The organism is Phormidesmis sp. 146-12, assembly GCF_052939495.1.
Map to the genome: position 1 here is coordinate 44,838 of NZ_JBJPHS010000004.1, position 25,935 is coordinate 70,772.

The 25,935-nt window shown below is 49.7% G+C and carries 22 protein-coding genes; 13 read left to right on the forward strand and 9 right to left on the reverse strand.

The genetic code is table 11. The features are described from left to right. Positions 1–245 precede the first annotated feature (245 nt). The gene (locus ACKFKF_RS03085; protein ID WP_446866333.1) at positions 246–3,317 is read left to right on the forward strand and encodes a PAS domain S-box protein; all 3,072 of its coding nucleotides are present in this window, start codon (positions 246–248) and stop codon (positions 3,315–3,317) included. Positions 3,318–3,391: 74 nt separating this feature from the next. Further along, positions 3,392–3,574, forward strand: coding sequence for a hypothetical protein (locus ACKFKF_RS03090; RefSeq protein WP_446866334.1), 183 nt, complete (start codon positions 3,392–3,394; stop codon positions 3,572–3,574). A 341-nt stretch (positions 3,575–3,915) separates the two neighbouring features. Here ACKFKF_RS03090 and ACKFKF_RS03095 read toward each other — a convergent pair whose 3' ends face one another. From ACKFKF_RS03095 to ACKFKF_RS03105, 3 genes are all read right to left on the reverse strand, one after another. Further along, positions 3,916–5,973, reverse strand: a complete 2,058-nt coding sequence (locus ACKFKF_RS03095) for a prolyl oligopeptidase family serine peptidase (RefSeq protein WP_446866335.1) — start codon at positions 5,971–5,973, stop codon at positions 3,916–3,918. A 150-nt stretch (positions 5,974–6,123) separates the two neighbouring features. Then, positions 6,124–6,735: a Uma2 family endonuclease gene (locus tag ACKFKF_RS03100; protein WP_446866336.1), complete on the reverse strand. Its 612-nt coding sequence runs from the start codon at positions 6,733–6,735 to the stop codon at positions 6,124–6,126. 145 nt (positions 6,736–6,880) lie between these two features. Beyond that, positions 6,881–7,831, reverse strand: coding sequence for a serine hydrolase (locus tag ACKFKF_RS03105; protein WP_446866337.1), 951 nt, complete (start codon positions 7,829–7,831; stop codon positions 6,881–6,883). A gap of 147 nt (positions 7,832–7,978) precedes the next feature. Here ACKFKF_RS03105 and ACKFKF_RS03110 point away from each other — a divergent pair, with 147 nt between their 5' ends. Both ACKFKF_RS03110 and ACKFKF_RS03115 read left to right on the forward strand, forming a co-directional pair. Continuing rightward, positions 7,979–8,632 (forward strand): C40 family peptidase, encoded by a 654-nt coding sequence (locus ACKFKF_RS03110; protein ID WP_446866338.1) that lies wholly within the window; start codon positions 7,979–7,981, stop codon positions 8,630–8,632. Positions 8,633–8,817: 185 nt separating this feature from the next. Further along, positions 8,818–9,828: a glycosyltransferase family 2 protein gene (locus ACKFKF_RS03115; RefSeq protein WP_446866339.1), complete on the forward strand. Its 1,011-nt coding sequence runs from the start codon at positions 8,818–8,820 to the stop codon at positions 9,826–9,828. On the opposite strand, the gene ACKFKF_RS03120 is transcribed toward ACKFKF_RS03115, so the two are convergent. After that, a complete protein-coding gene (locus tag ACKFKF_RS03120; protein WP_446859422.1) occupies positions 9,817–9,948 on the reverse strand; it encodes a hypothetical protein in 132 nt (43 codons plus the stop codon). The two genes, ACKFKF_RS03115 and ACKFKF_RS03120, sit on opposite strands and share 12 nt — an antisense overlap. A gap of 683 nt (positions 9,949–10,631) precedes the next feature. Here ACKFKF_RS03120 and sds point away from each other — a divergent pair. Together sds and ACKFKF_RS03130 are read left to right on the forward strand one after the other, a co-directional pair. Beyond that, positions 10,632–11,600: a solanesyl diphosphate synthase gene (gene sds / locus ACKFKF_RS03125; RefSeq protein WP_446866340.1), complete on the forward strand. Its 969-nt coding sequence runs from the start codon at positions 10,632–10,634 to the stop codon at positions 11,598–11,600. A gap of 824 nt (positions 11,601–12,424) precedes the next feature. Further along, positions 12,425–13,705, forward strand: coding sequence for a glycosyltransferase family 4 protein (locus ACKFKF_RS03130; RefSeq protein ID WP_446866341.1), 1,281 nt, complete (start codon positions 12,425–12,427; stop codon positions 13,703–13,705). 109 nt (positions 13,706–13,814) lie between these two features. Here ACKFKF_RS03130 and ACKFKF_RS03135 read toward each other — a convergent pair whose 3' ends face one another. Then, positions 13,815–15,989, reverse strand: a complete 2,175-nt coding sequence (locus ACKFKF_RS03135) for an IMS domain-containing protein (RefSeq protein ID WP_446866342.1) — start codon at positions 15,987–15,989, stop codon at positions 13,815–13,817. Between the two features lie 443 nt (positions 15,990–16,432). On the opposite strand from ACKFKF_RS03135, the gene pdhA reads away from it, so the two are divergent. Continuing rightward, positions 16,433–17,464 carry a pyruvate dehydrogenase (acetyl-transferring) E1 component subunit alpha gene (gene pdhA, locus ACKFKF_RS03140; RefSeq protein ID WP_446859418.1) on the forward strand — a complete coding sequence of 344 codons (1,032 nt, stop codon included), beginning with the start codon at positions 16,433–16,435 and terminating at the stop codon, positions 17,462–17,464. Between the two features lie 105 nt (positions 17,465–17,569). Here pdhA and ACKFKF_RS03145 read toward each other — a convergent pair whose 3' ends face one another. From ACKFKF_RS03145 to ACKFKF_RS03155, 3 genes are all read right to left on the reverse strand, one after another. After that, the gene (locus ACKFKF_RS03145) at positions 17,570–17,881 is read right to left on the reverse strand and encodes a hypothetical protein (RefSeq protein ID WP_446866344.1); all 312 of its coding nucleotides are present in this window, start codon (positions 17,879–17,881) and stop codon (positions 17,570–17,572) included. A gap of 19 nt (positions 17,882–17,900) precedes the next feature. After that, a complete protein-coding gene (locus tag ACKFKF_RS03150; RefSeq protein WP_446859416.1) occupies positions 17,901–18,320 on the reverse strand; it encodes a RusA family crossover junction endodeoxyribonuclease in 420 nt (139 codons plus the stop codon). Positions 18,321–18,733: 413 nt separating this feature from the next. Beyond that, the gene (locus tag ACKFKF_RS03155; RefSeq protein ID WP_446859415.1) at positions 18,734–18,910 is read right to left on the reverse strand and encodes a hypothetical protein; all 177 of its coding nucleotides are present in this window, start codon (positions 18,908–18,910) and stop codon (positions 18,734–18,736) included. Positions 18,911–18,971: 61 nt separating this feature from the next. On the opposite strand from ACKFKF_RS03155, the gene ACKFKF_RS03160 reads away from it, so the two are divergent. Further along, positions 18,972–19,385 carry a hypothetical protein gene (locus ACKFKF_RS03160; RefSeq protein ID WP_446859414.1) on the forward strand — a complete coding sequence of 138 codons (414 nt, stop codon included), beginning with the start codon at positions 18,972–18,974 and terminating at the stop codon, positions 19,383–19,385. A gap of 46 nt (positions 19,386–19,431) precedes the next feature. Here the strand turns inward: ACKFKF_RS03160 and ACKFKF_RS03165 are convergent, their stop codons facing one another. Continuing rightward, positions 19,432–20,532, reverse strand: coding sequence for a DNA topoisomerase IB (locus tag ACKFKF_RS03165; protein ID WP_446866345.1), 1,101 nt, complete (start codon positions 20,530–20,532; stop codon positions 19,432–19,434). Between the two features lie 122 nt (positions 20,533–20,654). On the opposite strand from ACKFKF_RS03165, the gene ACKFKF_RS03170 reads away from it, so the two are divergent. From ACKFKF_RS03170 to ACKFKF_RS03190, 5 genes are all read left to right on the forward strand, one after another. Next, positions 20,655–21,359, forward strand: a complete 705-nt coding sequence (locus tag ACKFKF_RS03170; protein ID WP_446866346.1) for a 2,3-bisphosphoglycerate-dependent phosphoglycerate mutase — start codon at positions 20,655–20,657, stop codon at positions 21,357–21,359. A 35-nt stretch (positions 21,360–21,394) separates the two neighbouring features. Next, the gene (gene hpxZ, locus ACKFKF_RS03175) at positions 21,395–21,769 is read left to right on the forward strand and encodes an oxalurate catabolism protein HpxZ (protein WP_446866347.1); all 375 of its coding nucleotides are present in this window, start codon (positions 21,395–21,397) and stop codon (positions 21,767–21,769) included. Between the two features lie 98 nt (positions 21,770–21,867). Further along, positions 21,868–22,890, forward strand: a complete 1,023-nt coding sequence (locus ACKFKF_RS03180; RefSeq protein WP_446866348.1) for an AEC family transporter — start codon at positions 21,868–21,870, stop codon at positions 22,888–22,890. Positions 22,891–23,198: 308 nt separating this feature from the next. After that, entirely contained in the window at positions 23,199–23,990 is a 792-nt protein-coding gene (locus tag ACKFKF_RS03185) for a response regulator transcription factor (RefSeq protein WP_446859451.1), read from the forward strand. A gap of 570 nt (positions 23,991–24,560) precedes the next feature. Further along, complete coding sequence (locus tag ACKFKF_RS03190) at positions 24,561–25,889, forward strand: ATP-binding protein (protein WP_446866349.1); 1,329 nt, start codon at positions 24,561–24,563, stop codon at positions 25,887–25,889. Positions 25,890–25,935: the final 46 nt, after the last annotated feature.

Consider the following 25,935-nt stretch of genomic DNA (forward strand, 5'->3'; position numbering starts at 1 on the left):
AGGACTGCTTTAACGTAAGATTTACGCAACCTTAAGAATCAATCGGTTGTAACGCTCAAAATTGTTGGCGCGATCGCGCTTTTTCCAGCCCTTTATCAGACATTCAACGGCTTGCTGTGACCGAAACTTATTGCTCATGCAAATCGAAATTTGGCACTCTAGACGATTTTGGGCAATTGCGAGACGATGGAAAGACTAGAGGCAATTTCTTAAGATCGTAGCTGTGCGATCGACGATGAACTTTCATGCAAAATCAAGGCAAAATTGAACCCAACCCAGCGTCGCTCAATAGAGCGTTTGAGATTCCAACCGAGGCGGGGATGGTGTTTCAACTATCAAACGGCACGATCCAGGCGTGTAATGATCAAGCAGAGCAGCTTTTGGGAGTGACCGCCAAACAAATTCAGGGCTGCACCTTGATCGACCTTCACTGGCAGAGTGTGCATCTAGATGGCTCTCCTTTTTTGGGCGAGCATCCCGCGATGGTAGCTTTGCAGACGGGGCAGCCTTGTTTTGATGTGCTGATGAGGGTTTGTCGGCCGACCGGAGACGTGATCTGGCTGACGGTGAGTTCAAGTCCGCTATTTTTAGCCAACAGTGCAACTCCCTACGCAGTGGTGACAACATTTGTAGAAGCTGCCTCAGAACAGTCACGTCACGAACCGAGCTATTCTCAACCGCTTCAAGAAGGCCATTATCGATCGCTGTTTGAGTCGATCGACGACGGCTTTTGTCTGATCGAAATGCTGTTTGATGAAAATAATCAGCCGATCGATTACCGCTTTCTAGAAACCAATCCAGCCTTTGAAACGCAAACCGGACTCACTCAGGCAGTTGGCAAAACGGCACGTCAACTCATTCCAACCCTCGAAGATCATTGGGTCGAAATCTACGGTAATGTGGCGCTGACGGGCGAACCCCTGCGGTTTGAGAATGGCTCTGAAGCGATGAACCGTTGGTTTGATGTGTACGCCTTTCGCTTTGGGCCGTCAGATCGAGAAGTCGCCATCTTCTTTAGAGATATTAGCCAACGCAAACAGACCGAACTCGCCCTCCAGAAAGCCAATCAAACCATCAGCCGCATTTTAGAAACCATTACCGATGCCTTTGTCGCGTTTGATCCTGAATGGCGCTTTACCTATGTCAATCAGGCAGCAGAACGGCTTCTCCAACATTCCAAAGCTGACTTGCTGGGTCAATCAGTCTGGACGCTATTTCCGGCTGAAGAACAGGCCGATTCAATCTCGTATCGAGAACTGCACCGATCACTGGCCGAGCAGGTTCCCGTCAGTTTTGAATATCTGTCGCCAGCGCTCAATCTTTATCTAGAAGCCAACGCTTATCCTTCAACTGAGGGAGTTTCGGTTTATTGGCGCAATGTTAGCGATCGCAGACGCATCGAACAAGAACTGCAAGAGAGCGAAGAGCGGTTTCTCAACTTGGCTGACAATATTGCTCAACTGGCATGGATAGCCGACGAGAGCGGCTGGATCTTTTGGTACAATCAGCGCTGGTTTGACTACACGGCGACCACACTCAAAGAGATGCAGGGTTGGGGTTGGCAAAAGGTACATCATCCCGAATACGTCGATCGCGTGACGGAGAAATTTCGTCAACACGTAGAGGCGGGCGAAGTCTGGGAGGATACGTTTCCGCTGCGCGGTCGAGATGGGCAATATGGTTGGTTTCTCTCGCGAGCGATTCCGATTCGAGATGCCCAAGGTAAGGTCTCACGCTGGTTTGGCACCAATACCGATATTACCGATCGCGTTCGCATTGAGGAAGAACTGCGGCAAAAAAATGCCATTCTCAACGTGATCAATGAATCGGCACCCACGCCCATCTTCGTCAAAGACCGCCAAGGGCGCATCATCTACGCCAATCCCGCGACGCTCACCGTGTTGGGCAAAACGGCCGAAGAAGTGATCGGGCGATATGACAGCGATCTCTACCCAATTCCTGAAGATGCCGCTAGAGTCATGGAAAACGATCGCCGCATCATGGAATCGGGCAAAACCGAAGTCGTCGAAGAATCCCCCGATGGCATCCGCACCTTTTTGGGCATGAAGGCCCCTTATCGCAACGAAGCAGGCGAGGTGGTCGGACTGGTAGGCATCGCCAACGACATTAGCGATCGCATTCAGATTGAGCGCGATCGAGAGCGCATTCTCCAACAAGAGCAAGCCGCACGAGAAACCGCCGAACGAGCCAACCGCATCAAAGACGAATTTCTAGCCGTCCTGTCTCACGAATTGCGAACGCCGCTCAATCCCATTTTGGGCTGGTCAAAACTACTGCAAACGGGCCGCCTTGATGCTGAAAAATCCGCGGCCGCCATCGCCACGATCGAGCGCAACGCCAAACTTCAATCGCAGTTAATTGAGGATTTGCTGGATGTCTCACGCATTCTCCAGGGCAAGTTGGCGCTCAATCAGGTTCCAGTGAGTTTGGTGGCAACGATCGAGTCCGCGTTAGAAACCGTGCAACTGGCAGCAGAAGCCAAAAATATTCAGATTGAAGCCAGCTTTGATCCGAGTGTGGGGCAGGTTTTTGGCGATGCAGGTCGCTTACAGCAAGTGGTTTGGAATCTTTTATCGAATGCGGTCAAATTTACGTCCACAGGCGGCCGGGTTGAGATTCGATTAACGCAGATCGATCGCGTGGTTCAGATGCAAGTCATCGACACGGGCAAAGGCATTCACGCGGATTTTTTGCCTCATGTCTTCGAGCATTTTCGTCAAGAAGACGGAGCGACGACGCGCAAATTTGGCGGACTGGGATTGGGGTTGGCGATCGTCAAACAACTCGTCGAACTCCACGGCGGCACCATTCAAGCAGACAGCCCCGGCGAAGGACAGGGAGCCACATTCACCATCAAGTTGCCCTGTCTCTCGCAAACCAGCGCCCCGATCGAATCGGCTGCTGACTCAACCCTCGATCACTGCCCCCTTTCAGAGCTACACATTTTGGTTGTAGACGATGACGAAGACTCTCGCGAATTTGTGGCCTTTGTGCTGGAGCAAGAAGGAGCCACGGTAAAAATGGCCACAGGAGCGATCGCGGCACTCCAACTGCTCGATCAAGACTCTTTTGATCTGCTAGTCAGCGACATCGGAATGCCCGAAGTAGATGGATATGCATTGATTCAACAGATTCGTCGCCATCCTAAGTATGGGGAAATTCCAGCGATCGCCCTAACAGCCTACGCAGGAGAAGCCAACGAACGCCAGGTCTTACAAGCCGGATTTCAGCAACATTTGGCGAAACCGATCGACCCGACAGAGTTGGTAGCTCGACTGCGACAAGTGATGGGTTAGCCGCTCACCCCTTATCCCGATTAATTAGTTTGGGGATGAATATCTGAGAAGGACAATCGGGGAGACTTTGAGCAATGATTCGCATCAACCAATTAATGATGGGGGTTTCGGTAAGCGTTGGGGTGATGATTTTGACGATTCAAAACGCCCCCAAACTCTGGCACAGTTTTCAGCTTTGGAGAAACCACGGAGTCGTGTGTGAGCGATCGACGGTAAGCAAACCCGATACGGCGATGATTGTCAAGGATGAGGGATGAGGGATGAGCTTCGCTTCGATTGTTGAGGAATGCCCCTTAAATCCTTCGCAAGTGAGAAACTTTGAGCCAGAACGCTTGTCCGAGAGTTCTCCAAAATGCAGGGTTAACGTGAATTCGATGAAATCTTTCGCTGCGGTTAATCCAGGCAGCCCCCTAAATCCCCCAATTTTGGGGGACTTTGAACCCAAAATCTTGTCTTAAAGTCCCCCAATTTTGGGGGGTTGGGGGGCAGAAGCGCCGAAGAACGAAGCAAAAAAACTTCATCGAATCCACGTGGGGTTGGGGGGCAGAAGCTTGACAACGAAGCGAAAAATTCAACTAGCATCCATCAAATCCGTTCATCAAATCGTCGGCTCAAAATCTAGCGTCTTGACCAAAAACGCCCATTTGTTCGCAATCTCTTCGATCACTTTGGCAGTCGGCTTTCCGGCACCGTGTCCTGCTTTGGTTTCCACCCGAATCAACACAGGCCGATCGCCTGAATGAGCCGCTTGCAAGGCTGCTGAAAATTTGAAACTGTGGGCAGGGACTACCCGATCGTCATGATCCGCTGTCGTCACCAACGTTGCAGGATAAGCCGTTTCCGGTTTCAGATTGTGCAACGGAGAGTAAGCATAGAGTGCCTTGAATTCTTCTGCCTCTTCGGGGGAGCCATATTCAGGCATCCAGGCCCAGCCGATCGTGAATTTGTGAAAGCGCAGCATATCCATCACCCCGACTGCCGGAAGTGCCGCCGCAAACAGATCAGGTCGCTGAATCATACAAGCTCCGACGAGCAAACCGCCATTACTGCCTCCAGCGATCGCCAGCTTTTTCGACGACGTGTAATTATTGTCAATCAGCCACTCCGCCGCAGAGATGAAGTCATCAAACACATTCTGTTTCTTGAGTTTGGTGCCTGCCTGGTGCCAGTCTTCGCCATACTCACCACCGCCCCGCAAATTGGGAACAGCATACACGCCGCCCAACTCCATCCACACCAAAAGCCCCACCGAAAATGAAGGCGTTAGTGATATGCCAAATCCGCCGTAGCCATAGAGATAAGTCGGATTGCTGCCGTCCAGTTTTAGCCCTTTTTTGTGGGTGATGAACATCGGAACCTGAGTGCCGTCTTTGCTGGCATAAAAAACCTGCCGAATCTCGTAATCATCAGGATTGAAATCGACCTTGGGCTGACGAAACACGGTACTCTCATCGGTCAGCAGGTTGTAGCGATAAATTGTGGTCGGCGTAGTGAAGCTAGTAAAGCTATAGAAGGTTTCCGTCTCGTCGCGCTTGCCCCCAAATCCACCAGCCGAACCGATTCCAGGAAGCGCCACTTCACGCACAAAGGCTCCATCGAGTCCAAAAATCTTGACCTGACTGCGAGCATCCTTGAGATAAGACGCAACAAATTGATGATTGAGAATGCCGACTCCTTCCAGTGTTTCAGCCGTTTGAGGAATGACTTCTTGCCAATGGGCCCGCTCGCTCTGCTGCAAGTCGATCGCAATCACCCGTCCCCGTGGCGCATCAAGATCAGTCTGAAACCAGAAGCGATCGTTCTCGTGGTCAATAAAGCTAAAACTCGCCTCAAATTCGCCAATCAACTCCACCACAGGCGCGTCAGGTGTTGCCAAATCTTTGTAGAACACGAGATTACGCGGATCAGTGCCCAACCAGACAGAAACGATCAGATAGCGTCCATCTTCACTCACACCGCCCTGAAAGCCCCATTCTTTGTGATCGGGACGATCGTAGATCAACAGATCTTCAGATTGGTCAGTGCCCAGCCGATGATAGTAAAGCTTTTGGAAATAATTTACGTCTTCTAGCTTAGTCTTTTCATTTGGCTCGTCGTAGCGCGAGTAAAAGAAGCCCTGATGGTCGTGTGTCCAGGATGCGCCCGAAAATTTGATCCACTTGAGATGGTCGATCGTATCCTTACCCGTTTCAATATCTCGCACCCGCCACTCTTGCCAATCTGACCCCGAAGCAGACAGCCCATAAGCCATGTATGCACCATCTTCGCTGATCGATAAGCCAGAGAGGGCGATCGTTCCATCTTCAGAAAGCTTATTAGGATCAAGCAAGACGATCGGCTGGTCATCCAACGACTTCAAGGTATACAAAACGCTTTGATTTTGTAGTCCATCGTTTTTGAAGTAAAAGTAGCGATTACCTTCCTTAAACGGGATGCCATATTTCTCAAAATCCCAGATCTTTGTGAGACGGTTAGCGATCGCTTCTCGACTCGGAATCTGCTGCAAATAGCCAAACGTCACCTGATTTTGCGCTTCGACCCAGGCTTTTGTTTCATCAGAATCGGGATCTTCTAGCCACCGATACGGGTCAGCGATCGCGACACCATGATATTCGTCAACTTGATTCGTTTTTTGGCTGGTGGGATAAGAGGTCATAGAACAATCAGAAATGAGTGAGCAACCCCTCAAGCCTACACATTTCCGAGAGCAGCGATCACTCGATTCCTGCTCACATCAGCCTCGTATTACCCAACCGACCAGCTAAAAGGCTGTCGTATCGTTACACATAACCAGCGTGCAATCTCCTTACCAAATCTTTGCCATCTTCAGCGCAAACATTGGCATCTCAGGTTCGCAACTGACAGACTCAGGGTTGTCCAAAATCTCTGGAGATCGATCGACTCGATAAACATGAACTTGACAATGCTTTCTGTCGATCAATAACCCCAACCGCACCCCATTTGCAATATATTCCTCCATCTTTTCCTTCAGGCTGATCAATGTATCGCTACTAGATCGCAATTCCACCACAAAGTCGGGAGCGATCGGGGCAAAAGATGCCTGTTGTTCTGGCGGCAAAGCATTCCAGCGATTGGACAAAATCCAGGCGGCATCGGGCGATCGAGTAGCACCATTGGCTAACGTAAAGCCCGAACTAGAATCAAATACCTCTCCCGTCCCATCCGCTTCAGACCAGACATAGAGTTGCCCAAAGACTCTGCCATTGCGGTTTCCAGTATCAGCAAATGCAGGGGGCATCACAACGATTTCTCCGGTGGCGTTCCGCTCGATTCGCAAGTCAGGATTCGTGCGACAAAACTCATAAAACTGCTGATCACTCATCTTCGACAGTGTAGTGAGCGAAGAAAGATCGATCGGCATTGACATCTGTGCAGATTGAACCAACAGGCTAGTCATCGGCAACCTAGCTCCATCCAGAAAAGTCTTTTTTCACTATAGCGAATAGCCCTGATTGACTAACAAAACGCCTAAACTCCTTCATCTTCTATAGGTTGGTGTTGAACAAACCCAAACCCAACAGCAACCCCTCATCCCTCATCCCTCATCCCTCATCCCTTCCTAGAGAAGCGATCGCCTCCACCACTTGCTGAGACACAAACGGCAAAATTGCCTCATTGGTGCTGTGAGGTTTGCCTTCGGTGAAGACGACCAGCAAATAGGGGCGCACATTGGGCAATTCGACATAGGCGGCATCGTGGCGAACCTGACTCGTCAATCCTGCCTTTGACCAGAGTCGAGCCACTTGCGGCAACCCTTCGCCCAAAAAGCCCGTCACTTGATTTTCAGGGTTGGCTTTTAACTCAGTGGGATTGAGCGATCGCCGCATCAAATTCATCATGGACTGCGATCGCGCCGCCGAAACCGTTACTCCACCAATAATGCTGTGCAGCAATCGAGCCGAAGCATTGGTCGTCAACATGTTGCGATTTTCATAAGCCTCCCCCAAAAAGGCTCGTTCTCGTCCGTATGCGCCATCGCACCAGGTTTTCTGATTCATGTTCACGGTGGCCAGGTCAGGCCAGCCGATCGATTGAAAGTAGCGATTCACAATATTGCGCTGTTGTTTCCACGTCTCAAACGGGGCACTCGGAATCTCTGGGCCGCTCGTCGTTCCCGTCAACACATCCACCACCAGACTCGTCGCGTCATTACTCGAATCGATGATCATGTCAGCGATCGCCCGCTCCAACTCAGTCGAAGTTTGAATCATGCCCTTCTCTAGCCACTCATGAGCTGCCACTAGGTAAAACAGCTTGACCACACTAGCCGGGTAAATCCGCTCAACTCCTCGATACTGAAAGCCCCGCGGCGATCGTTGCCAAAAATCATCCACATTCACCGCCCCTCCCGTATTCACGAACACTGGCGCATCATAGACAATCCAGGTCATCGCAATCTGATTTTGTGCCAACGCCGGAAACTCACGCCAAGTCGCTTCGAGAATGCGATCGCCCAAAGTTTGCAACGTTTCGTCTTTGTGAAAGAAAGTCATGGTAGAAAGCTCTGAGTTTGACCCAGGAACGACAAAGCCACCGATCCTTAAAGAAATCCTACCTCTTACCCTCCTCTCTCCCGCAAAGCGTGTCAAAGACAACCCTCATCCCTCATCCCTCACCCCTCATCCCTCCTCCTTGCCACCATGCAGTATCTCACCAGAGCTAACCTCAATCTTTACGATTCTCCTGAACTTAAAAGTCTGGCAACTCAGGTCGCGATCGGGCGTTTCTTAAAAATTCTCTCTCCCACGCCGCTCCAGGTCATGCTTTGCGAAGATGACTACTCCGGCTGGCTGTCCGTTGAAGATTTGCAGTATTTGCAGGAAACGAGAACTTCCTATCAAGCGCCGATTCTATCTGAGGCAGAAATCCAGCAGCAAATTCCTCAAGTCATTGAGTTTACAAAAGCGGCGATGAATGTCCCCAATCACTATCTTTGGGGAGGAACCGTTGCCCCAAATTATGATTGCTCTGGCTTGATGCAAGCGGCCTTCGCTTCGGCGGGAATTCGTTTACCCAGAGATGCCTATCAGCAAGAAGGCTTTGTAAAAAAGGTTGAAATCGAATGCTTAATTCCCGGTGATCTAATCTTCTTTGGTACACCTGTTAAAGCAACGCATGTGGGCTTGTATTTAGGAAACCAACAATATATTCACAGTTCAGGCAAAGATCAGGGACGCAACGGTATCGGAATTGATATCTTGTCGGCAGAAGGCGACTCCATTAGTCAAACCTACTACGCCCAACTACGAGGAGCCGGACGAGTCACCACCAGCTACCAACCTCAAGAGAAGTAAGCGATCCTCAGCTCGATAAAGTTTTTTCGCTTCGTTGTTTGCATCTCCTGCCCTCCAACCACCCAATTCTGGGGGACTTTCGGACAAGCATTTTGATTTAAAATTCTCATCCCTCATCCCTCATCCCTCATCCCTCATCCCTCCCCTTTGCTGATAGACTAAAAGCCAACTTTTCTCTCGTCCTCATGAGCATTTCTCCTTTTCCTCACGGAACGCCAGCAACTTTTAGCAGTGACCTTCAGCCTGATCTGTCTGTTGTGGTGCCCATCTACAACGAGATTGAGAGCATTCCTGCTTTACTGGACGCGATCGCCCTCCAGATCCAGCATTTACACTACGAAATCATTTGTGTGGATGATGGTTCGCAAGATGGATCTGACCAACTGCTGAAGCAACAGGCTCAGACGCGCCGCGACCTACGAGCCGTGATTTTGAGAAAGAACTATGGGCAGACGGCCGCGATCGCCGCAGGATTTAGTCACGCGAGAGGAAGCGCGATCGTCACACTAGACGGCGACTTGCAAAACGACCCGGCAGACATTCCCATCTTGCTGGCCAAACTCGAAGAAGGCTATGACCTGGTAAGCGGCTGGCGCAAACATCGTCAAGACAACTCGCTGACGCGGATTTTGCCCTCCAAAATTGCCAACTGGCTGATTGGATGGGGCACCAGTGTTCATCTTCACGATTACGGTTGCTCACTCAAGGCGTATCGGGCTGAACTGGTGGCGGATATGAATCTCTACGGCGAACTGCATCGATTTCTCCCCGCACTCGCCTTTATTGAGGGAGCCAGAATTACCGAAATTCCCGTCCGCCACCATGCTCGACGATTTGGCAAAAGTAAGTATGGATTAGACCGCACCTTTCGCGTGATCATGGATCTGCTGACGATCGCCTTTATGCGAAAATTTCTCACCCGTCCCATGCACGTTTTTGGTGGAGTTGGGTTGCTCTCTTTGCTAGCAGGCACCGTTTCGGGCGCTTACCTGGCTTATGTCAAATTGGGTTTAGGAGAAGACATTGGGCAACGTCCCTTACTCATTCTCACGGTCTTGCTGCTCTTGTCAGGGCTGCACCTGTTTAGCTTTGGACTGCTCGCCGAACTTTCGATGAGAACCTACCACGAATCACAAGGCCGACCCATCTATCGAGTCAGAGAAGTTGTCGGAGACGCAACCAAATTACTCTCGTGACCCCGACGATCGCGAAACCTCAGTCGAATTGCGTCGAGCCAGCCCCAGCAGCCCATAGACAATCAATAAATAACCCGCAGCCAACACTGGAATAATCAGAGGAATGTCACGGTAAACCATAGCGCGATCGACCTATAAAAAACTAAGAAACAGCAAAAATATTGAGGCAAGCCGAAACCTGCCGGACTCTGAGCAATTTAGCCACGTCGAGAACATAAGATGCGTCAGCGCCGATCGACACAAACCCGCGTTCTACACTGTGTTCACATATGATTCAATAATCTGCAACGATGGAGCAGACTTCCTGACTCAGTACAGAGAGGCTTTCTCAAATTGGTGAAAATTAGTAAAAAGCTCTCATAAATGCAGACCTCTCTCTACCCAAAAGCCAAACCTTAGAAAACCTGGCTCAAGAACTCAAAATCGCCTACATTCTCGATTCGTACCGAACGTTATGAAATTTTTGAAATGCCTACAAACTAGACTAACACAGCACTCTAGAGGTTTAGGGACTTTCTGGGAACGAACTTCAAAAATCTATACAATCTTCAGCGATCCGGCTGATCCTTCAGTCTTAAGAAGTGATGAGGAAAAAGCAGTCTCCCTCAGTTCTTCTCATAAATCTGTCATTAGTCAGATAGCTTTTAGCCTAAATTTCTAGTTCTCTTACCCAATAACCGATGATTTGCGCCCAATTCCCAAACTTTTTCTGCGTTTCTATTCCATGTAGAAAACCCTTAGCTTAGAATAAGTTCAGAACCTGTAAAGTTTCTTAACCATGTAGCCCCTTAGTCGGCTTATCCATGACCTCAGCAACATCCCTATTCTCCCCGGTTGAAGCAGACCTCTGTGTGCTGACGGAGAACCTTAAAAATCTCATCGGTGCGCGTCATCCAATTTTGTACGCAGCCGCAGAACACCTCTTTGGAGCCAAGGGGAAACGGGTCAGACCCGCGATCGTCTTCCTGGTTACACGGGCAACAATGCCGGATCAGGGGATTACCGAACGTCATCGACGACTGGCCGAAATCACCGAAATGATCCACACTGCCAGCCTCGTCCATGATGATGTCGTCGATGAATCAGACATGCGGCGCGGCATTCCTACGGTTCACAGCAGCTTTGGTAGTCGGGTCGCTGTGCTGGCTGGAGACTTTCTCTTTGCTCAGTCTTCCTGGTATCTGGCAAATTTAGATAATCTGCAAGTCGTCAAGCTGTTGTCTGAAGTGATCAAAGACTTTGCAGAGGGCGAGATTCAGCAAGGGTTAAACTGCTTTTCTACAGTCTCGATCGAGGCCTATCTGTCTAAGAGCTATTACAAAACGGCTTCTTTGATGGCCAACAGCGCCAAGGCGGCCGCCGTTCTTAGCGAAGTTTCAGACGCTCAGACTCAAAGCATGTACCACTATGGGCGACATCTCGGTCTCGCCTTTCAGATTGTGGATGATATTTTAGATTTCACTGGCTCGACAGAAGGGCTGGGTAAGCCTGCGGGGTCTGATCTTAAAAGCGGCAATTTGACGGCTCCGGTTCTTTATGCATTAGAAGAAAAGCCTTATTTAGAGGCCTTAATCGAGCGCGAGTTTGCTCAAGAAGATGACTTAGAGCAGGCGCTGGCTCTAGTAAAAGATAGTCGAGGCATTGAGCGATCGCGCGAATTGGCCGCCAGTCATGCGCGGATGGCTGTAGAACATCTGTCTGAGCTTCCCGTCTCGGAGCCTCGGCAGGCACTGGTCAAACTAGCTGACTACGTTCTCAGTCGTCTGTATTAGATCGGACGCTTTATCATCAAGATAGTTCTGAAGGGTAGGTGATCATCTGCCCTTGTTTTTTGTGCGATCGTATGAGTGAGAAAAAAGAGAGCTGGAAGGGACGATCGCAGCCAGATTAAACGGCAAAAACTCTACAAAGTGGCAACAACTCAATCGCTTCAAACAGGTTTATTGTCACTCAAAATTTCGTACCCGCTTAAGTATGTACTTTTGTCAACCCTCTAAAGTTAGGCAAGTAGAATAATACTTTGGGGTGATCTAAATTTAGGTAAATCAAATTTTAATTAAACCAAGCAAAATCAAAAACGTAGCTCGTTTGACTATTTAACGTTCCTGAGCCTGATTGAATCGTTGACAGATTGAATGACTCAGATGCAGAAGAGAAAAGGTAAGTTGTTTACTGTTTACTAGAGCGACCTTTTCGATTAGAAGTTCCCCAATGCTGTTAATTTCATCGTTAATTTCATCGATTTGATAGTTGTCTTTCCTAAAGCTTCGCAGTGTAGCGCTTAGTCAAGTCCAACGCGGCTTTTCAGCGATAAATATAACTGGAGCGCAGCAAAAGAAAGCACTTGATCAAGTCATTTTTTAGCGAGTTGTAGCGCTATTTTGCTCATCAAAAATTTCCTGAAAGCAGTTCTACCGATGAGAATAAAGGGCACGTTCTCATCCCAGGGTGGTCAATTTCTTGGTCGTCTTTTCTTACCCATGACTGATTAAGGTAAGAAATTTCACCTGTATTCTATGACTTATAAAGCTGTGAAACATTGATCGATTTCAATTTTTAATGTGCCCTCATTCACCGCATCTTGGGAAATAAAACTATGTTTTTTCTAGGTCAAAAGCAGCCTCGCATTGCGTTGATTTCGGAACATGGCGACCCGGCCATTGAGATTGGTAAAGAAGAAGCTGGCGGGCAAAATGTCTATGTGCGTCAAGTCGGAGAAGCACTAGCTCGTCAAGGTTGGCAGGTTGATATGTTTACTCGTCAATCGGATGCAGACCAGCCTGCGATCGTTCAGCACAATCGTCACTGCCGTACCATTCGCTTGACGGCGGGGCCAAAGACGTTTATTCCCAGAGATGATTTGTTTCCCTACATGCCAGAATTTGTTCGAGCATTCCAGCGATTTCAGGCAGAGAACGGCGTTCAATACAAGGCGGCTCACACTCACTATTGGATGTCTAGCTGGGTGGGCATGGAGTTGAGAAAGCACCAATCTCTAAAGCTGTTGCACACTTACCATTCTCTCGGTGCGGTCAAATATCAATCGATCGCTACGATACCAATGATTGCCAAAACTCGACTAGCCACTGAGAAACTCTGCCTGGAAACGGCCGATCGCATCGTGGCCACCAGTCCTCAAGAACGTGACCATATGCGATCGCTGGTCTCGACTCACGGCAACATTGATGTGATTCCTTGTGGCACCGATATTCGTCGCTATGGCTCCGTTTCTCAGTCCGAAGCGAGACGGCAACTAGGCATTCCTCAAGATGAGAAAGTAGTGCTGTATGTGGGGCGATTCGATCGACGCAAAGGCATCGAAACGGCAGTCCGAGCGGTAGCGCAATCTCAACTACGCAGCCAAATTAAACTGATCATCGGGGGCGGCAGTCGGCCTGGTCAGAGCGACGGGATTGAACGCGAACGGATTGAGGGCATCGTCTCAGACGTGGGGCTGCAAAACGCGACTCAGTTTCCGGGTCGCCTGGGCAATGAGAATCTGCACCTGTATTATGCGGCGGCCGATGTCTGTCTGGTGCCGAGTCACTATGAGCCGTTTGGATTGGTGGCGATCGAAGCCATGGCCAGCCATACACCTGTGATTGCCAGCGATGTGGGCGGCTTGCAGTATACGGTGGTTCCTGAAGTGACGGGGCTTTTGGCTCCTCCCAAAAATGATGCCGCCTTTGCAGAGGGTATCGATCGCATTCTCTCTAACCCTGAGTGGCGCAATCAGTTGGGCAAGGCGGGTCGCAAGCGAGTCGAAGAGAAGTTTAGCTGGGATGGCGTTGCGTCTCAGTTGGGTGACCTCTATAGCCAGGTGATGGAAGAGCAGACTGTTGCGGCCAAAAATCGTTCTGCGGCAGTCAGCGCATAAATTGCAGCGAGTAAAGCAACCGGGCAAATTTGGCTGAGATAAACAACTTGATCTCGGCAAATTTGCCTAATTTTTGTCAGAACCTTTAGCGATATTCACCAAAAGCGGCTCACTGTACTTGCCAATCTTTGATGCGCCACTGGTTGTCTTGACGAATCAGAGAATAGCGAACCTTGAGATTGGTGTCTGTTTGGGTATCAAAAAGGCTGCCACCTCTATAGTATTTTCTGACTTCAGACGCGGTGGCGGTGACGATCGCCTGATTGGGATCAGTCGGATTTGCCTCAACAGAATCGACTTTTATAGTATGTTCATACTGAATGTGCAGCCCTTCACGTTTGGCTTCTTCAGAAGAGGCGCGCCATTCTGCGAGTTTGGGTTCTACCAAGATCTGATTGAGTTTGGTCGTTGCATAAGACTCACTCATCGCCTCTTTTTTGGTGTTGAGCCAAAATTCTAAAACTCGTTGAGCCGTCGCCTCATTCATATCACCTGCCAGTGGCGAATCGGGGACGACTTCAGGGATGGCAATTACGGGCTGATCGAGTTGTACCAAAAGCTCATTGCCAGCAGACTGTCCGGTGAGGGCCCGCAAGCCTCGAATGAGCAAAAACCCCAAAGCACCCACGGCAAGAATGCCCAACAGAACTAGGGGAAGGGAAAGCCTCGACTTTCTACGAGTTTTAGCAGGTCTCCCGTCCGATCGTCGCGGCGGCAAATCATCTGCGTCTGGAATGCGGTGGCCGTTATTGAGTTCTCCACGGGGGCGATCAACTCTGGGACGAGTGCGCGTTCCCACTGGGGGAGAGGAGTCGGTTTGCAAACTGCCTTCAGGCGAAAGTTGAGAGAGACGCTGGGCAGCAGGCATCGCCAGAACGTCATCAGTGAGGCGATCGTCAGTCGCGATCGTCGCTGTCGAGGCGCGACTCACGGAATGGACGGACTGATCCACTCTGCCATTTTGCCGGATCGGGGTCGATCGCCCGATGGGATTTGCGCCCCACTCGATCGGTTCAGCTTCGACGGGCAGTTCTTCTAAATATTCTTGAACCTGGTCATTGGCAAAGTAATCTTTGAGCGCTGCTTTTTGTTGAGCGAGGTCACGAAAATGGGGAAACACCTCATCCTGGAGCCAGCGTTCTGCATAGAGACACAAGCCAGGTAAGAGATCAGGGGCCCCTTGAGAATTTTCGCGGATGAAGGCGAGCGGCTCATATTCCTGGCTAAGTTCTAACGCACGGCTGGCTTCTTCGGTCTGACCCAACAAAAGCGAACAAACAGCCTGCTCTAAATGCACATCTTGCCGACTGCCGAGCCGCACCAGCATCAACTTCGCCCGTCGAATCAGGGCCGGCTGTTGTCGAGCAAACCCACGAGCCATCAGCGCATAAACCGCCAGATAGGTAGCAACGGCCGAGGGACGACGCGCCTCTTCTTCAAAAAGCGTTTGCTGTTCTTCGGCGGTCAGGTAGCCGCGCAGTTGTTGAATAAATCGCAAAAAGTCATCAATGCTTAACCCCGATTGATCGTTGCCCGTGCCATCGATGCCGCCGCGCTCTCGCAGCATATCTTGAAGCAGCCGCAACCCCCGGTGGCGATCGGGTGACTGTTCATCCGGGAGGGCCAACAGTTCCAAAATTCGGTAGGGACGCAGCTTAAACAGGTCAGCCTGAATTTCGCCTCGAACGCTGGCAAACAGACCTTCTCTAAGCAACAGTTCTTGCCCCGTTTCGAGGGCTTCGGCGGCGTTTTCATACTGTCCTTGCTGCCACTGTTCTCGACCCAGTTCTAAGCAGGCCAGGGCAACGGTCAGCACAATGTCTGATAGAACAATCTTGGGATCGCCCAGTTTGCCGTCTCTGAGATTGGCGCTGCCACTGGTGAGATAAGGTCGGCCGAGTCTGAGAACAAGTTCATATTCGCCCAGTTCTTGCAAAATCAGCAGTGCCCCGATTAGTTGTCTATCTTGAATCTCAATACTAGGGGACGGATCAGCCGCTTCGGGTCGATTGGTGCTTTGTGATACACCAGATGAACTGCTCGCCTCCAAGTCTGGCTCATAAGTTTTGGCCAAAAAACCTTCGTCATAGTCCCGGCGTTTTTCTGGACTCGACAACACGGCGTATGCTTCGTCAATCAACTGCCGACGAGTGGCGATCGCTCCCTCCGAGTACTCACGGCGCGGGAGTTGCAGCGTACGATCGCGATGTGCCTGCTTGAGTTGTTCGGCAGTCGCCTGGATGGGCAGACCCAGAATTCGATAATAATCGAGCGGAATACGCACGGTTGACTTCCCCAGCAGTGAGCGACAAGAGCAAAAATTATAACCGCAATCGAATGACTGTCATGATAACCCGTAGATACAAAGTCGGCTGTTTACCTTTAGAAAACTCTAGTTTGGGCGATCGCTTGATTTCTCACAATTTCTCACAATAGAGGTTTCTGGATTGTTGTGGAAGCACTATTCACTTAATAGAAGGTTAAGTTTTCAAGTTTTGCCATCAGACAGCAGAGAATTCTCTAGTTCAGTTGTTTGATCTTTGATCCAACAGGGCGGTATTTTAGATTAAATTGAGGGTGCGATCGGGTTAGCGCTTAACGCTCTGGATGAAACCCTGCCTTGTCCAGTGTCCAAAACCCAGCGTCTAACGTCCCGCATTTAAAGTCCAACGTCTAAAGTTCAACGTCCCCTCTTTTTGGGTATTGCAGCGAGGTTACTACAAGCAAATGGTACAAGAAAGAGCTTTACCGAAAATTCAATCTGCTTCTGCCCAGATCACAAAAGAAGAAGGGCTGGTACTTTATGAGGATATGATCCTGGGGCGCTTTTTTGAAGATAAGTGCGCTGAGATGTATTATCGCGGCAAAATGTTTGGGTTTGTTCACTTGTACAACGGTCAAGAGGCCGTTTCGACGGGTGTGATTCAGGCGATGCGGCCGGGCGAAGATTATGTGTGCAGTACCTATCGCGATCACGTTCATGCGCTGTGTGCGGGGGTTCCGGCTAAAGAGGTGATGGCGGAGCTATTTGGCAAGGCGACGGGCTGTAGTAAAGGTCGCGGCGGCTCAATGCACTTGTTTTCGGAGAAGCATCGGCTGTTGGGGGGCTTTGCGTTTATTGGTGAAGGGATTCCTGTGGCGACGGGGGCGGCCTTTCAGTCTAAGTATCGTCGAGAAGTTATGGGCGATGAGAGCGCAGATCAGGTGACGGCGGCCTTCTTTGGGGACGGGACGACCAACAACGGTCAGTTTTTTGAATGTTTGAACATGGCGGCGCTCTGGAAGTTGCCGATTTTGTTTGTCGTAGAAAACAACAAATGGGCGATCGGGATGGCCCACGATCGAGCCACTTCTCAGCCTGAAATCTACAAAAAAGCCGCCGCCTTTGGGATGCCCGGTTACGAGGTGGATGGAATGGACGTGTTAGCGGTGAGAGCGATCGCTCAAGAGGCGGTGGCTCGTGCCCGTGCGGGAGAAGGGCCGACGCTGATCGAATGCTTGACCTACCGTTTTAGAGGACACTCGCTGGCTGATCCCGATGAGTTGCGATCGAAGGATGAAAAAGAGCGTTGGCTGGCCCGTGATCCGATCAAAAAGCTGGCGGGCTATCTGTTAGAGCAAAATTTGGCGGATCAGTCTGAATTAAAGGCGATCGAGAAGAAGATTCAGGCGATCGTCGATGAAGCGGTCGAGTTTGGCATCAACAGTCCTGAACCCGATCCGAGCGAGTTGTACAAGTACATTTTTGCTGAAGATTAGACCGAAGATTAGGTAATAACAGAAATAGGTAGACAATAAAAAAGGGGGCCTCTGCTCCCTTGCTGTCCGCTTGTCTACGAAAAAATATTGGGATCACGCGATCGCTCAACTGGCTCGTCTGCGAGGGTTAGTCACAACTAACTCAAGTTCCCAATTAGGGATTTCTTCGACCAGTTTGGTCATGCGGCGCAAATCTTCGGCACCGTTGAGGGTCAGAGTGTCTCGGTTACGAACTTCGACGACGATCGTCTTGCTGGAAGTTTTAGCAATCAGGTCAAATCGACATTTTGCTAAAGCAGGCGGCAAGTCTTCAGGGGAAGGGTTAACGATCACAGCATATCCTTGCTCTCGGTATTCTTTAGCCAGCGTTAGAAGTCGCCGATGCTCTAATGGGGTTGGGTTGTTTGAGTGATTCATAGGAACTCAGTGGAGAATCTTAATCTAACTCTTCGGGATTGGGAGCAACTTCTACTCTTATATGTAGAAATTCTACTCCTAGACAAAATCCCTCTGCAAGAACAGGAGAGATGCCCTTTATCCGAAAAGATCCATTAAGACTACGCCGACGACTCACGAAATCCGTGATCTGGTAGTCATCTACATAGATTAGCCCATTCAGAGCGTCTCTCATAGGCTTTACAATATTATCACTGTCGGGAACCCAGTTTTCGTTACCCGGCTCTGCATCGTAGTAATGTGTAATGACCACTCGAACGTAGTTGCCGATCGGGGGTTTGTTTTGCCAACAGGCTTCGGCGGTTCTACGAACGGTTTGCTTCCAGTCTTGAAGGCGCTTTTTGTCTTTTGTTTGATGAGAAACTGGCTTCCCAGTCACGACGAATTCAAAGGGTAGCACTGGAGGTATTCCTTTGCGGAAGTTCTGGCGGATCAGCTACAAAAATTGAGATTAGAAATACACCCCAAAAGGTTCCTACCCATCGGTAGAGACTAATTTCGTCCATCTCCTATAGTAAGTCTGCACTCCATCGTTTGTGTGTGATGCAAGTCAGTAAAATCGCCTGCACTATGCGCTTTGAGAAAAAATTTTGACTGTTGAGATGGCAGACGAGATCTCTGGATTTTAGACGTTGGACGTTGGATTAAAGTTCAAGCCCGATCGCTGGTTCAAAATAAAATATTGAATGCTTTGAATGCTTTTCCGGATGAGGAGGGCTAATTGTGTATAGGGGAATGGTAGATGCACCCTGATATTGCCTCTGGCGTTCGCGCTGGGGGTTTTTTATTGAGCGCTCGTTTCCTCCAAAAGGTTCACTCCTCGGTTGGGGCACAGGGTGGATCGAACACGACGTAAAAATTTCCTTGCTTGACGCTGCGGTTTAGAAATCTAGCAAACGCTTCGGCATCCGATCGAGTCACCGTACGAACAATTTCACGAGGTCTGTGTCCTGGAAAGATGGCCACGATCGCCCAAGGTCGGTAGCTCATAAAATATCCTTTATACGCCTTATATGCAAAAAATTATAAGCGTATCAGGCGCATTTGAGATGTGCGCTTCGTAGAAGATAATTGGGACGATATACGCACCTATGAGCTAGAAGTTTTTGTGAGTCCGAGAGCGAGTTCGGGAGCCAGAGGCGAAAACAGAGACAAGCTAAATCTGACCGTGACACCGACCGCAAAAGCAAACCTCTCGGTCATGGCAAGTCAGCGCAATCTCAGCATGTCAGAGCTAATCGAGCAGATTGCACGACAAGAAATCAGCCTCAAGCCTGGAGCAAAAATTAGTGAGAGAGTATTGAGTGAATTAGTTGCAGAAGTGGAAGATCAACTAGCTGATATTGAGGATGACATTCAGGTATTGCAGCAGCAGCGCGATCGATTGAGGGGAAGACGCGATCGATTTAACCGCCTGTTGACCGAGATCCAGCAACAAGTGAACGAACAATCAGAAGAGCGCTAGTACACGCTTAAAGTTCCTGACCCGTGGGAGATTTAGGAGGCTGACCTCATACAGAATTAACTTTTTCTAACAGCGCAACGACGGCTAGTTCTTCACACTTCAAAGCGTGAGAATCGGCAATCACGATCGCTCCATATTCTCCCATTACATCATGCAGCGTTTCGTCTAAATACGCCTCAAAGACTGCTGGATGTACATAATATTTGCGGCAGGTTGCAGGGCGATTTCCCAGGTGAGCGGAGACTGTTTTTAGGGCTTGCGTAATGTTTTTTTTAGCCCCCGTTTGGGACGTAAACCGACCAATTTCTACCAGGTGAGAGGCCGCAAGAACAGTGCCAGCCCAGGTGCGAAAGTCTTTTGCAGTAAAGTCTTGACCTGTGACTTCTCTGAGATAATCATTCACGTCGGTCGAAGTAATATCCTGCGGCTGTTTGTTTTCGTCTAGATATTGAAACAACTCTTGACCGGGGATTTCTTGACAGCGTTTGACAATTTTGGCGAGACGACGATCGCTCACTTCAATCTCATGATCAACGCCACTTTTTCCGCGAAAACTAAACTCGATTTTTGTCCCTGAAACATTTACATGATCATCTTGAAGCGTCGTCAAACCATAGGAATTGTTTGCTTTAGCGTATTCCTCATTTCCCACTCGAATTCTAGTTAGCTCCATCAATTTGAGAATGGCCGCTAACACTTTTTGTTTGGGCAATCCTGGCAGCGACAAATCGTGATCCAACCGCTTGCGAAGGTCAGGTAACGCTTGACTAAACGCAATCATGCGCGTAAATTTTGTTTGATCACGAATCGATCGCCACAGTGGATGATATCGATATTGTTTGCGTCCCTTGGCATCGCGCCCCGTCGCTTGCAGATGACCGTTTTGATAAGGACAAATCCACACTTTTTTGTAAGCAGGTGGGATTGCTAAAGACTCAATGCGACTAATTTCATCGCGATCGCGGATCTGCTTGCCGTCTACATCCAGATAAATAAAACCCTTTTTGCCAGAAGGTTTGCGCTGGATTCCTGGAACATCATCCGTCACATATCGCAGTCCCACCGCCTCAGCAGACTCAACGGGATCAGTTGGAATGACAGACTCGATCGCCTCCTCAACAGAAGCTTGCTCAACCTTAAGCTGCATAATTCGTTACCTACTCGGAAAATCAGACGATTAGTTGTTTAAAAACTATCGAATCTGAGACCGAGCGAAATCCACACAGAAGTATAGTCTCAAGGAGCGATCGGGTAGAATTCATAAAAAACATGGCAAAACTTATCCTGATTCGGCATGGGCAAAGTATCTGGAACGCCGCCAACAAATTTACAGGCTGGGTCGATGTGCCTTTGAGCAAATTGGGGCGACTCGAAGCCGCCAAAGCCGCTTATCGATTGAGAAATTATCAAATCGATGTCTGCTACACCAGTTTGTTGATTAGAGCGATCGAAACCGCCGTCATCTGCCTGACCGAATATCCTGAAGTCTGCGCGGGTCACTCTCCAATCATTCAACACGCTGCCAACGACCCCGACTGGCGCGGCTGGGATCAGTACGAAGGCAACTCCGACGAAGAACTGCCGATTTTTCTCAGCCCCGCCCTTGATGAACGCTACTACGGTCAGCTTCAAGGACTCAACAAAGCCCAAACCGCCGAACAATATGGGGCAGACAGGGTGCAACAATGGCGGCGATCGTTTTCCACTCGTCCTCCCCAGGGCGAAAGTCTGCAAGACACCCTGAATCGCACCATTCCCTATTTTCAAAGTCGCATTTTGCCTCACTTGCAGGCAGGCGAAAACGTTTTGGTCGCGGCTCACGGCAATTCTCTACGATCGATCATCATGATTTTGGACAACCTCAACAGTCAAACGATCGCCAATTTAGAACTTATGACAGGTGTCCCGATCGTTTACGACCTTGATGAAGCAGCAAAAGTGACAGACAAAATCGTTTTGAATGAATCACTGTAGAGCGATCCTCTATTGATCAGGAAAGGAACTCCAAAATGGAAATCAACCACCCAAACGCCTTGACCGAAATCAAAAACGCCTTTGAGCGCTACGAAACGGCCCTCGTCAACAACGATCTCACCGTCCTCAACGAATTGTTTTGGGACAGTCCCCACACCATTCGCTTTGGAGTCACCGAAAACTTGTATGGATACGAATCGATTACAGCTTTTCGCAACGCACGGGATATTTCGAGTCTCGATCGCATTCTCAAAAACACCGTCATCACCACCTACAGCCACCACTTCGCCACCACCAACACCGAATTTCAGCGCAAAGGATCGGGTCTGATCGGCAGACAAAGCCAGACCTGGGTACGCACGCCCGATGGTTGGCGAGTCGTCGCGGCTCATGTGTCGCTCATGGCTTGAGCACCGTTGTAAATTTTTGTTAACATAAGTCGTCAATCAAACCTAGAATTGAGGAGAAAGACAGCATTTCTAGGGACATTGCCCTGAGTCGCTTTGGCATGATCGAGACCCTGTTTCACGCTTACACCCCCTTGCTCGTCTGGACAGGGTTGGGCATTCTCTCTTTTCGCTTTCTACCAGAAAATTTTCCGCGTTTCTTGGGTCGCAGCCTCTATTGGGTAGGCGTTCCCTGGCAGATTTTTGCCCTGGCGAGACAGACCGATTTTTCTCATCAAATAGAGTTAGCTCCCGCCATCACGATCGCCACCCTGGGTACTGGGCTACTCCTCGCCTGGCTCACCCTCCAAATCTTGATCTCACTGACCAGAGATTGGGCCATTCAAGACAAAGAAAAAAACCCGCCCCTCACTCCTCACTCCTCACCCCTCACTCCTCACCTCTTACTCAAATCCTGGGTTCCACCGCTTGATCGCCCCCATCAAGGTACCCTGATCATCGCCAGTACGATCGGCAATACGGGCTTTGTCGGTCTGGGGATCATTCCTGCCCTGTTGACGACGGGCGATATGAGTTGGGCGGTTTTTTTTAGCGTTACCCAAAATCTAATTGGCACTTACGGCGTTGGGGTATTAATTGCCAGCCACTACGGACGACCTGAGCAACCCAACCACGGCTGGCGACTGCTCAAAGATCTGGTCACAGTGCCCTCACTTTGGGCATTTGCGATCGGCTATTCTACCCAGTCAATTCCATTTGTCGGATGGGCAGAGCAGACGATCGATGCTTCTTTACTGTTCGTGATTCCTGCGTCCTTTCTGTTGATGGGAATGCGGCTCAGTCAGCTTCAAGGTCTTCAAAGTCTAAAAGCTGCATTGCTCCCGGTGCTGCTCAAAGTGCTGCTATTACCCGGTCTGGTTGGCATTGGCACGACGCTATTGGGGTTGTCTGGTGATCCCCGCCTGTCGCTCGTCTTGATGGCCGGAATGCCCAGCGCCTTTGCAAGCTTGATTTTGGCGGAAGAATATAACCTTGATCACGACTTGGCAGCCAGCAGCATTGCTTTAAGTACGATCGTGCTACTGGTCATGATTCCGCTATGGCTGGCGCTTTTTGGGCAATGAGTCTGGGCGATCGAGCGGGCTTTCTTAAAGAGACGTGAATTTGACAGAGATGTTTCGCTTCGTGATTCAGCACTTTCGCCCCCCAACCCCCAAAACTGGGGACTTCCAGACGGGATTTTTTGCTCAAAGTCCCCCAAACTTGAGGGATTTACGGGGCTGCCCGGAATGATAACCGCAGCGAAGGATTTCATCGGATTCACGTTAAGGAGACAGATGAGAAATAATTAACTGTAGAAAATGTATAAAACCATACTGCGATTTTAATCAATGGTAGAATCATCATGGAAAAGCTCGCCTCCAGCACATGTATGCTATCCACGCCTTCGCTCGAAGTTAAGAAAGTCCAGCCCAACATGAAAATCGGTCGGGTTCTGGTCGTCGAAGATGAAGATTTGATTCGCGACACGATCGCCCTCACCCTCAGCGAGGAAGGCTACGAAGTGCTAACGGCCGCCGACGGTCGCAGTGCTTTAGAGATGATTCAGACGGCGATCGGCAAAGGGAATACTCCCCCGCGATCGTTTCCTTCTGCTGCTCAAGAGTCCGCCAAGTTTGATCTGATGATTTTGGATCTGATGTTGCCCTACGTCAACGGTCTAGACTTATGTCGGTTTGTGCGCCGAGAAGGAAACAGCATCCCCATTCTGATGTTGAGCGCTAAAGGGACGGAGACCGATCGCGTCGTCGGGCTAGAAGTCGGGGCCGATGATTATCTCACCAAACCCTTTGGTATGAGAGAGTTAGTCGCTCGCTGTCGAGCCTTGCTGCGTCGGCATCAACAATTTCAGTCTTCGACTCAGGCTCCTACGCTTAAGTTTCAAGACATCACTGTTTTTCCTCAAGAATGTCGCGTCACGGTGCGCGGAGAAGAAGTCAATTTCTCGCCCAAAGAGTTCAAACTGCTCGAACTGTTTATGAGCCACACCAAGCGGGTCTGGTCAAGAGAACAATTGCTAGAACGCATCTGGGGGCCTGACTTTATCGGAGACAGCAAAACGGTCGATGTCCATATTCGCTGGCTCCGAGAAAAGCTGGAGATCGACCCCAGCAACCCTGAGTATCTGGTGACGGTTCGGGGATTTGGCTATCGGTTTGGCTAGATCTGTGTGAGAAGGGTTAAAAATGTGAGAAGGGTTAAAAATACGTCGGTTTGACAGACTTTTCGCGCTTCGTCGGTCTGTTCTTTTGCCCCCAACCTCCCCAATGGGGGACTTTTAGGCAAGATTTTTGGAAGGCTCTTACTTAGGGCGAAGGAACGTTTCCAAACCTGTATTTGAGGCCAAGTATTTCGTCGAGTTTACGCTAACAGCAGGTAGGACGATCGCTTTATCAAGTTGGTCTACTCGTTTTGGTTGACTTTCTATAGGATCGTGAATTGAATAAGATCGATGATTGCCTGGTTGCTTCGCCCCCTAAATCCCCCATTCTGGGGGACTTTGAGAAAGCAGACATTCTAGAATTTAAGGCAGTTTCGCGGTTCAAAGTCCCCCAAATTTGGGGGATTTAGGGGGCAGAAGCCGAATCAAACGAAGCGAAACCGCGAGAATTACAGGTTGTTTAATTCACGATCCTATAGCGTTTCTCAAATGCCACTCCCTGGGTTCGGTTAAGCTAGTAGGCGTTGATCAGTGCAAATTGGTCAATTGCCCCCGTGACCCTGTGGCTAACCTGTGGAATTTTTGTGGTTTCTGCTCGGACTCGCGATCGGACTGCTGCTACTGAGTTGGTTTCGATATCGACTCACTTCAAAACTCAAGCAGTTAACTCAAGACCTGAGTATAGACAATGTGGATGCTGGGCTATCACTGACATCTCAGTTGACCTTGGCGGTAACTCATCATCAGCGATCAAGCAGACAGCTAGAACGCCGCCTCGAAACCTGGAAACAAATTGTCGATCTAGCCCCGATCGGCTATTTGCAGGTTGACGAAGAAAATCAGCTTATTTGGTGCAACCCCTACGCCTGTCAAACGCTGCATATTCAGTCCCATAATACAAATCAGCCCCGATTGTTGTTGGAGCTGGTGCGATCGTATGAGCTAGATTCTCTGATCGAGCAGGCACGAGACAGCCAAAAGCTTTGTCAGCGAGATTGGACGTTTTACGCAGCTTCTGTCGATGCGGTCAATATGTCTGAGCAGCAGGCGATCCCCTTACGGGGGGTAGCGTTTCCCCTGGCAGAAGGAGACGTGGGCGTATATCTAGAAGACCGTCAAGAAGCCTTCACCTTGACTCAACAGCGCGATCGCTGGGCCTCCGATGTGGCTCACGAGCTAAAAACCCCACTCACCTCTATTCGTCTGGTTGCCGAAACCCTTCAATCTCGTCTGGAACCACCTACCCGCAACTGGGTCGATCGCCTGCTCAAAGAAGCGGTGCGTCTGAGTACCTTGGTACAAGAATTGCTCGATCTCGGCCAGTTAGAAATCAGTCCGACTCAGCGCTTAAATTTGAAGACGATCGACCTGGTAAATCTGATTCAGGCAGCGTGGCACAGTCTAGAGCCGTTGTCTACCGAAAAGTCAGTCGAGCTGGACTATCAAGGGTTGGATCACTTGCTGATTCGAGGCGATGAGTCTCGCTTACATCGAGTTTTTCTCAACCTATTCGACAACGCCCTCAAATATAGCCAGCCTCAGCATTCGATCGCGGTTCGTCTTGGTCTGCATCCCCTAACTCAACCCTCTAAACAAGCGACCCACGAAATTCAAATCGACATTATCGACGCAGGACAGGGCTTTCCAGACAATTCTCTACCCTTTGTGTTCGATCGCTTTTATCGAGCCGACCCTTCTCGATCGCGCAGTGACACTGAATGGCAACCTAACGCTGACATCGCCTTACAGCCTGTCCAATTAAGTAGCGGCAGCGGGTTGGGACTGGCGATCGTGCGGCAAATCGTCGAAGCTCATCATGGAAAGATTAGTGCCAAAAATGATCCCGGTACCGGAGGCGCGTGGTTACAAATCTTGCTACCTTGGTCAGAGCAGTTTGAATAGTCAGCCCCTATGCTGGACTTTGGGAAACATTGTGCCGCTGATTGAG

Coding starts and splice junctions, on each gene's coding strand:
- ACKFKF_RS03090 (WP_446866334.1), top strand. CDS start 3,392: ATGATTCGCATCAACCAATTAATGATGGGGGTTTCGGTAAGCGTTGGG.
- ACKFKF_RS03130 (WP_446866341.1), top strand. CDS start 12,425: ATGTTTTTTCTAGGTCAAAAGCAGCCTCGCATTGCGTTGATTTCGGAA.
- hpxZ (WP_446866347.1), top strand. CDS start 21,395: ATGGAAATCAACCACCCAAACGCCTTGACCGAAATCAAAAACGCCTTT.
- ACKFKF_RS03085 (WP_446866333.1), top strand. CDS start 246: ATGCAAAATCAAGGCAAAATTGAACCCAACCCAGCGTCGCTCAATAGA.
- sds (WP_446866340.1), top strand. CDS start 10,632: ATGACCTCAGCAACATCCCTATTCTCCCCGGTTGAAGCAGACCTCTGT.
- ACKFKF_RS03170 (WP_446866346.1), top strand. CDS start 20,655: ATGGCAAAACTTATCCTGATTCGGCATGGGCAAAGTATCTGGAACGCC.
- ACKFKF_RS03095 (WP_446866335.1), bottom strand. CDS start 5,973: ATGACCTCTTATCCCACCAGCCAAAAAACGAATCAAGTTGACGAATAT.
- ACKFKF_RS03155 (WP_446859415.1), bottom strand. CDS start 18,910: ATGAGCTACCGACCTTGGGCGATCGTGGCCATCTTTCCAGGACACAGA.
- ACKFKF_RS03100 (WP_446866336.1), bottom strand. CDS start 6,735: ATGACTAGCCTGTTGGTTCAATCTGCACAGATGTCAATGCCGATCGAT.
- ACKFKF_RS03120 (WP_446859422.1), bottom strand. CDS start 9,948: ATGGTTTACCGTGACATTCCTCTGATTATTCCAGTGTTGGCTGCGGGT.
- ACKFKF_RS03180 (WP_446866348.1), top strand. CDS start 21,868: ATGATCGAGACCCTGTTTCACGCTTACACCCCCTTGCTCGTCTGGACA.
- ACKFKF_RS03185 (WP_446859451.1), top strand. CDS start 23,199: ATGCTATCCACGCCTTCGCTCGAAGTTAAGAAAGTCCAGCCCAACATG.
- ACKFKF_RS03115 (WP_446866339.1), top strand. CDS start 8,818: ATGAGCATTTCTCCTTTTCCTCACGGAACGCCAGCAACTTTTAGCAGT.
- pdhA (WP_446859418.1), top strand. CDS start 16,433: ATGGTACAAGAAAGAGCTTTACCGAAAATTCAATCTGCTTCTGCCCAG.
- ACKFKF_RS03110 (WP_446866338.1), top strand. CDS start 7,979: ATGCAGTATCTCACCAGAGCTAACCTCAATCTTTACGATTCTCCTGAA.
- ACKFKF_RS03165 (WP_446866345.1), bottom strand. CDS start 20,532: ATGCAGCTTAAGGTTGAGCAAGCTTCTGTTGAGGAGGCGATCGAGTCT.
- ACKFKF_RS03145 (WP_446866344.1), bottom strand. CDS start 17,881: ATGAATCACTCAAACAACCCAACCCCATTAGAGCATCGGCGACTTCTA.
- ACKFKF_RS03105 (WP_446866337.1), bottom strand. CDS start 7,831: ATGACTTTCTTTCACAAAGACGAAACGTTGCAAACTTTGGGCGATCGC.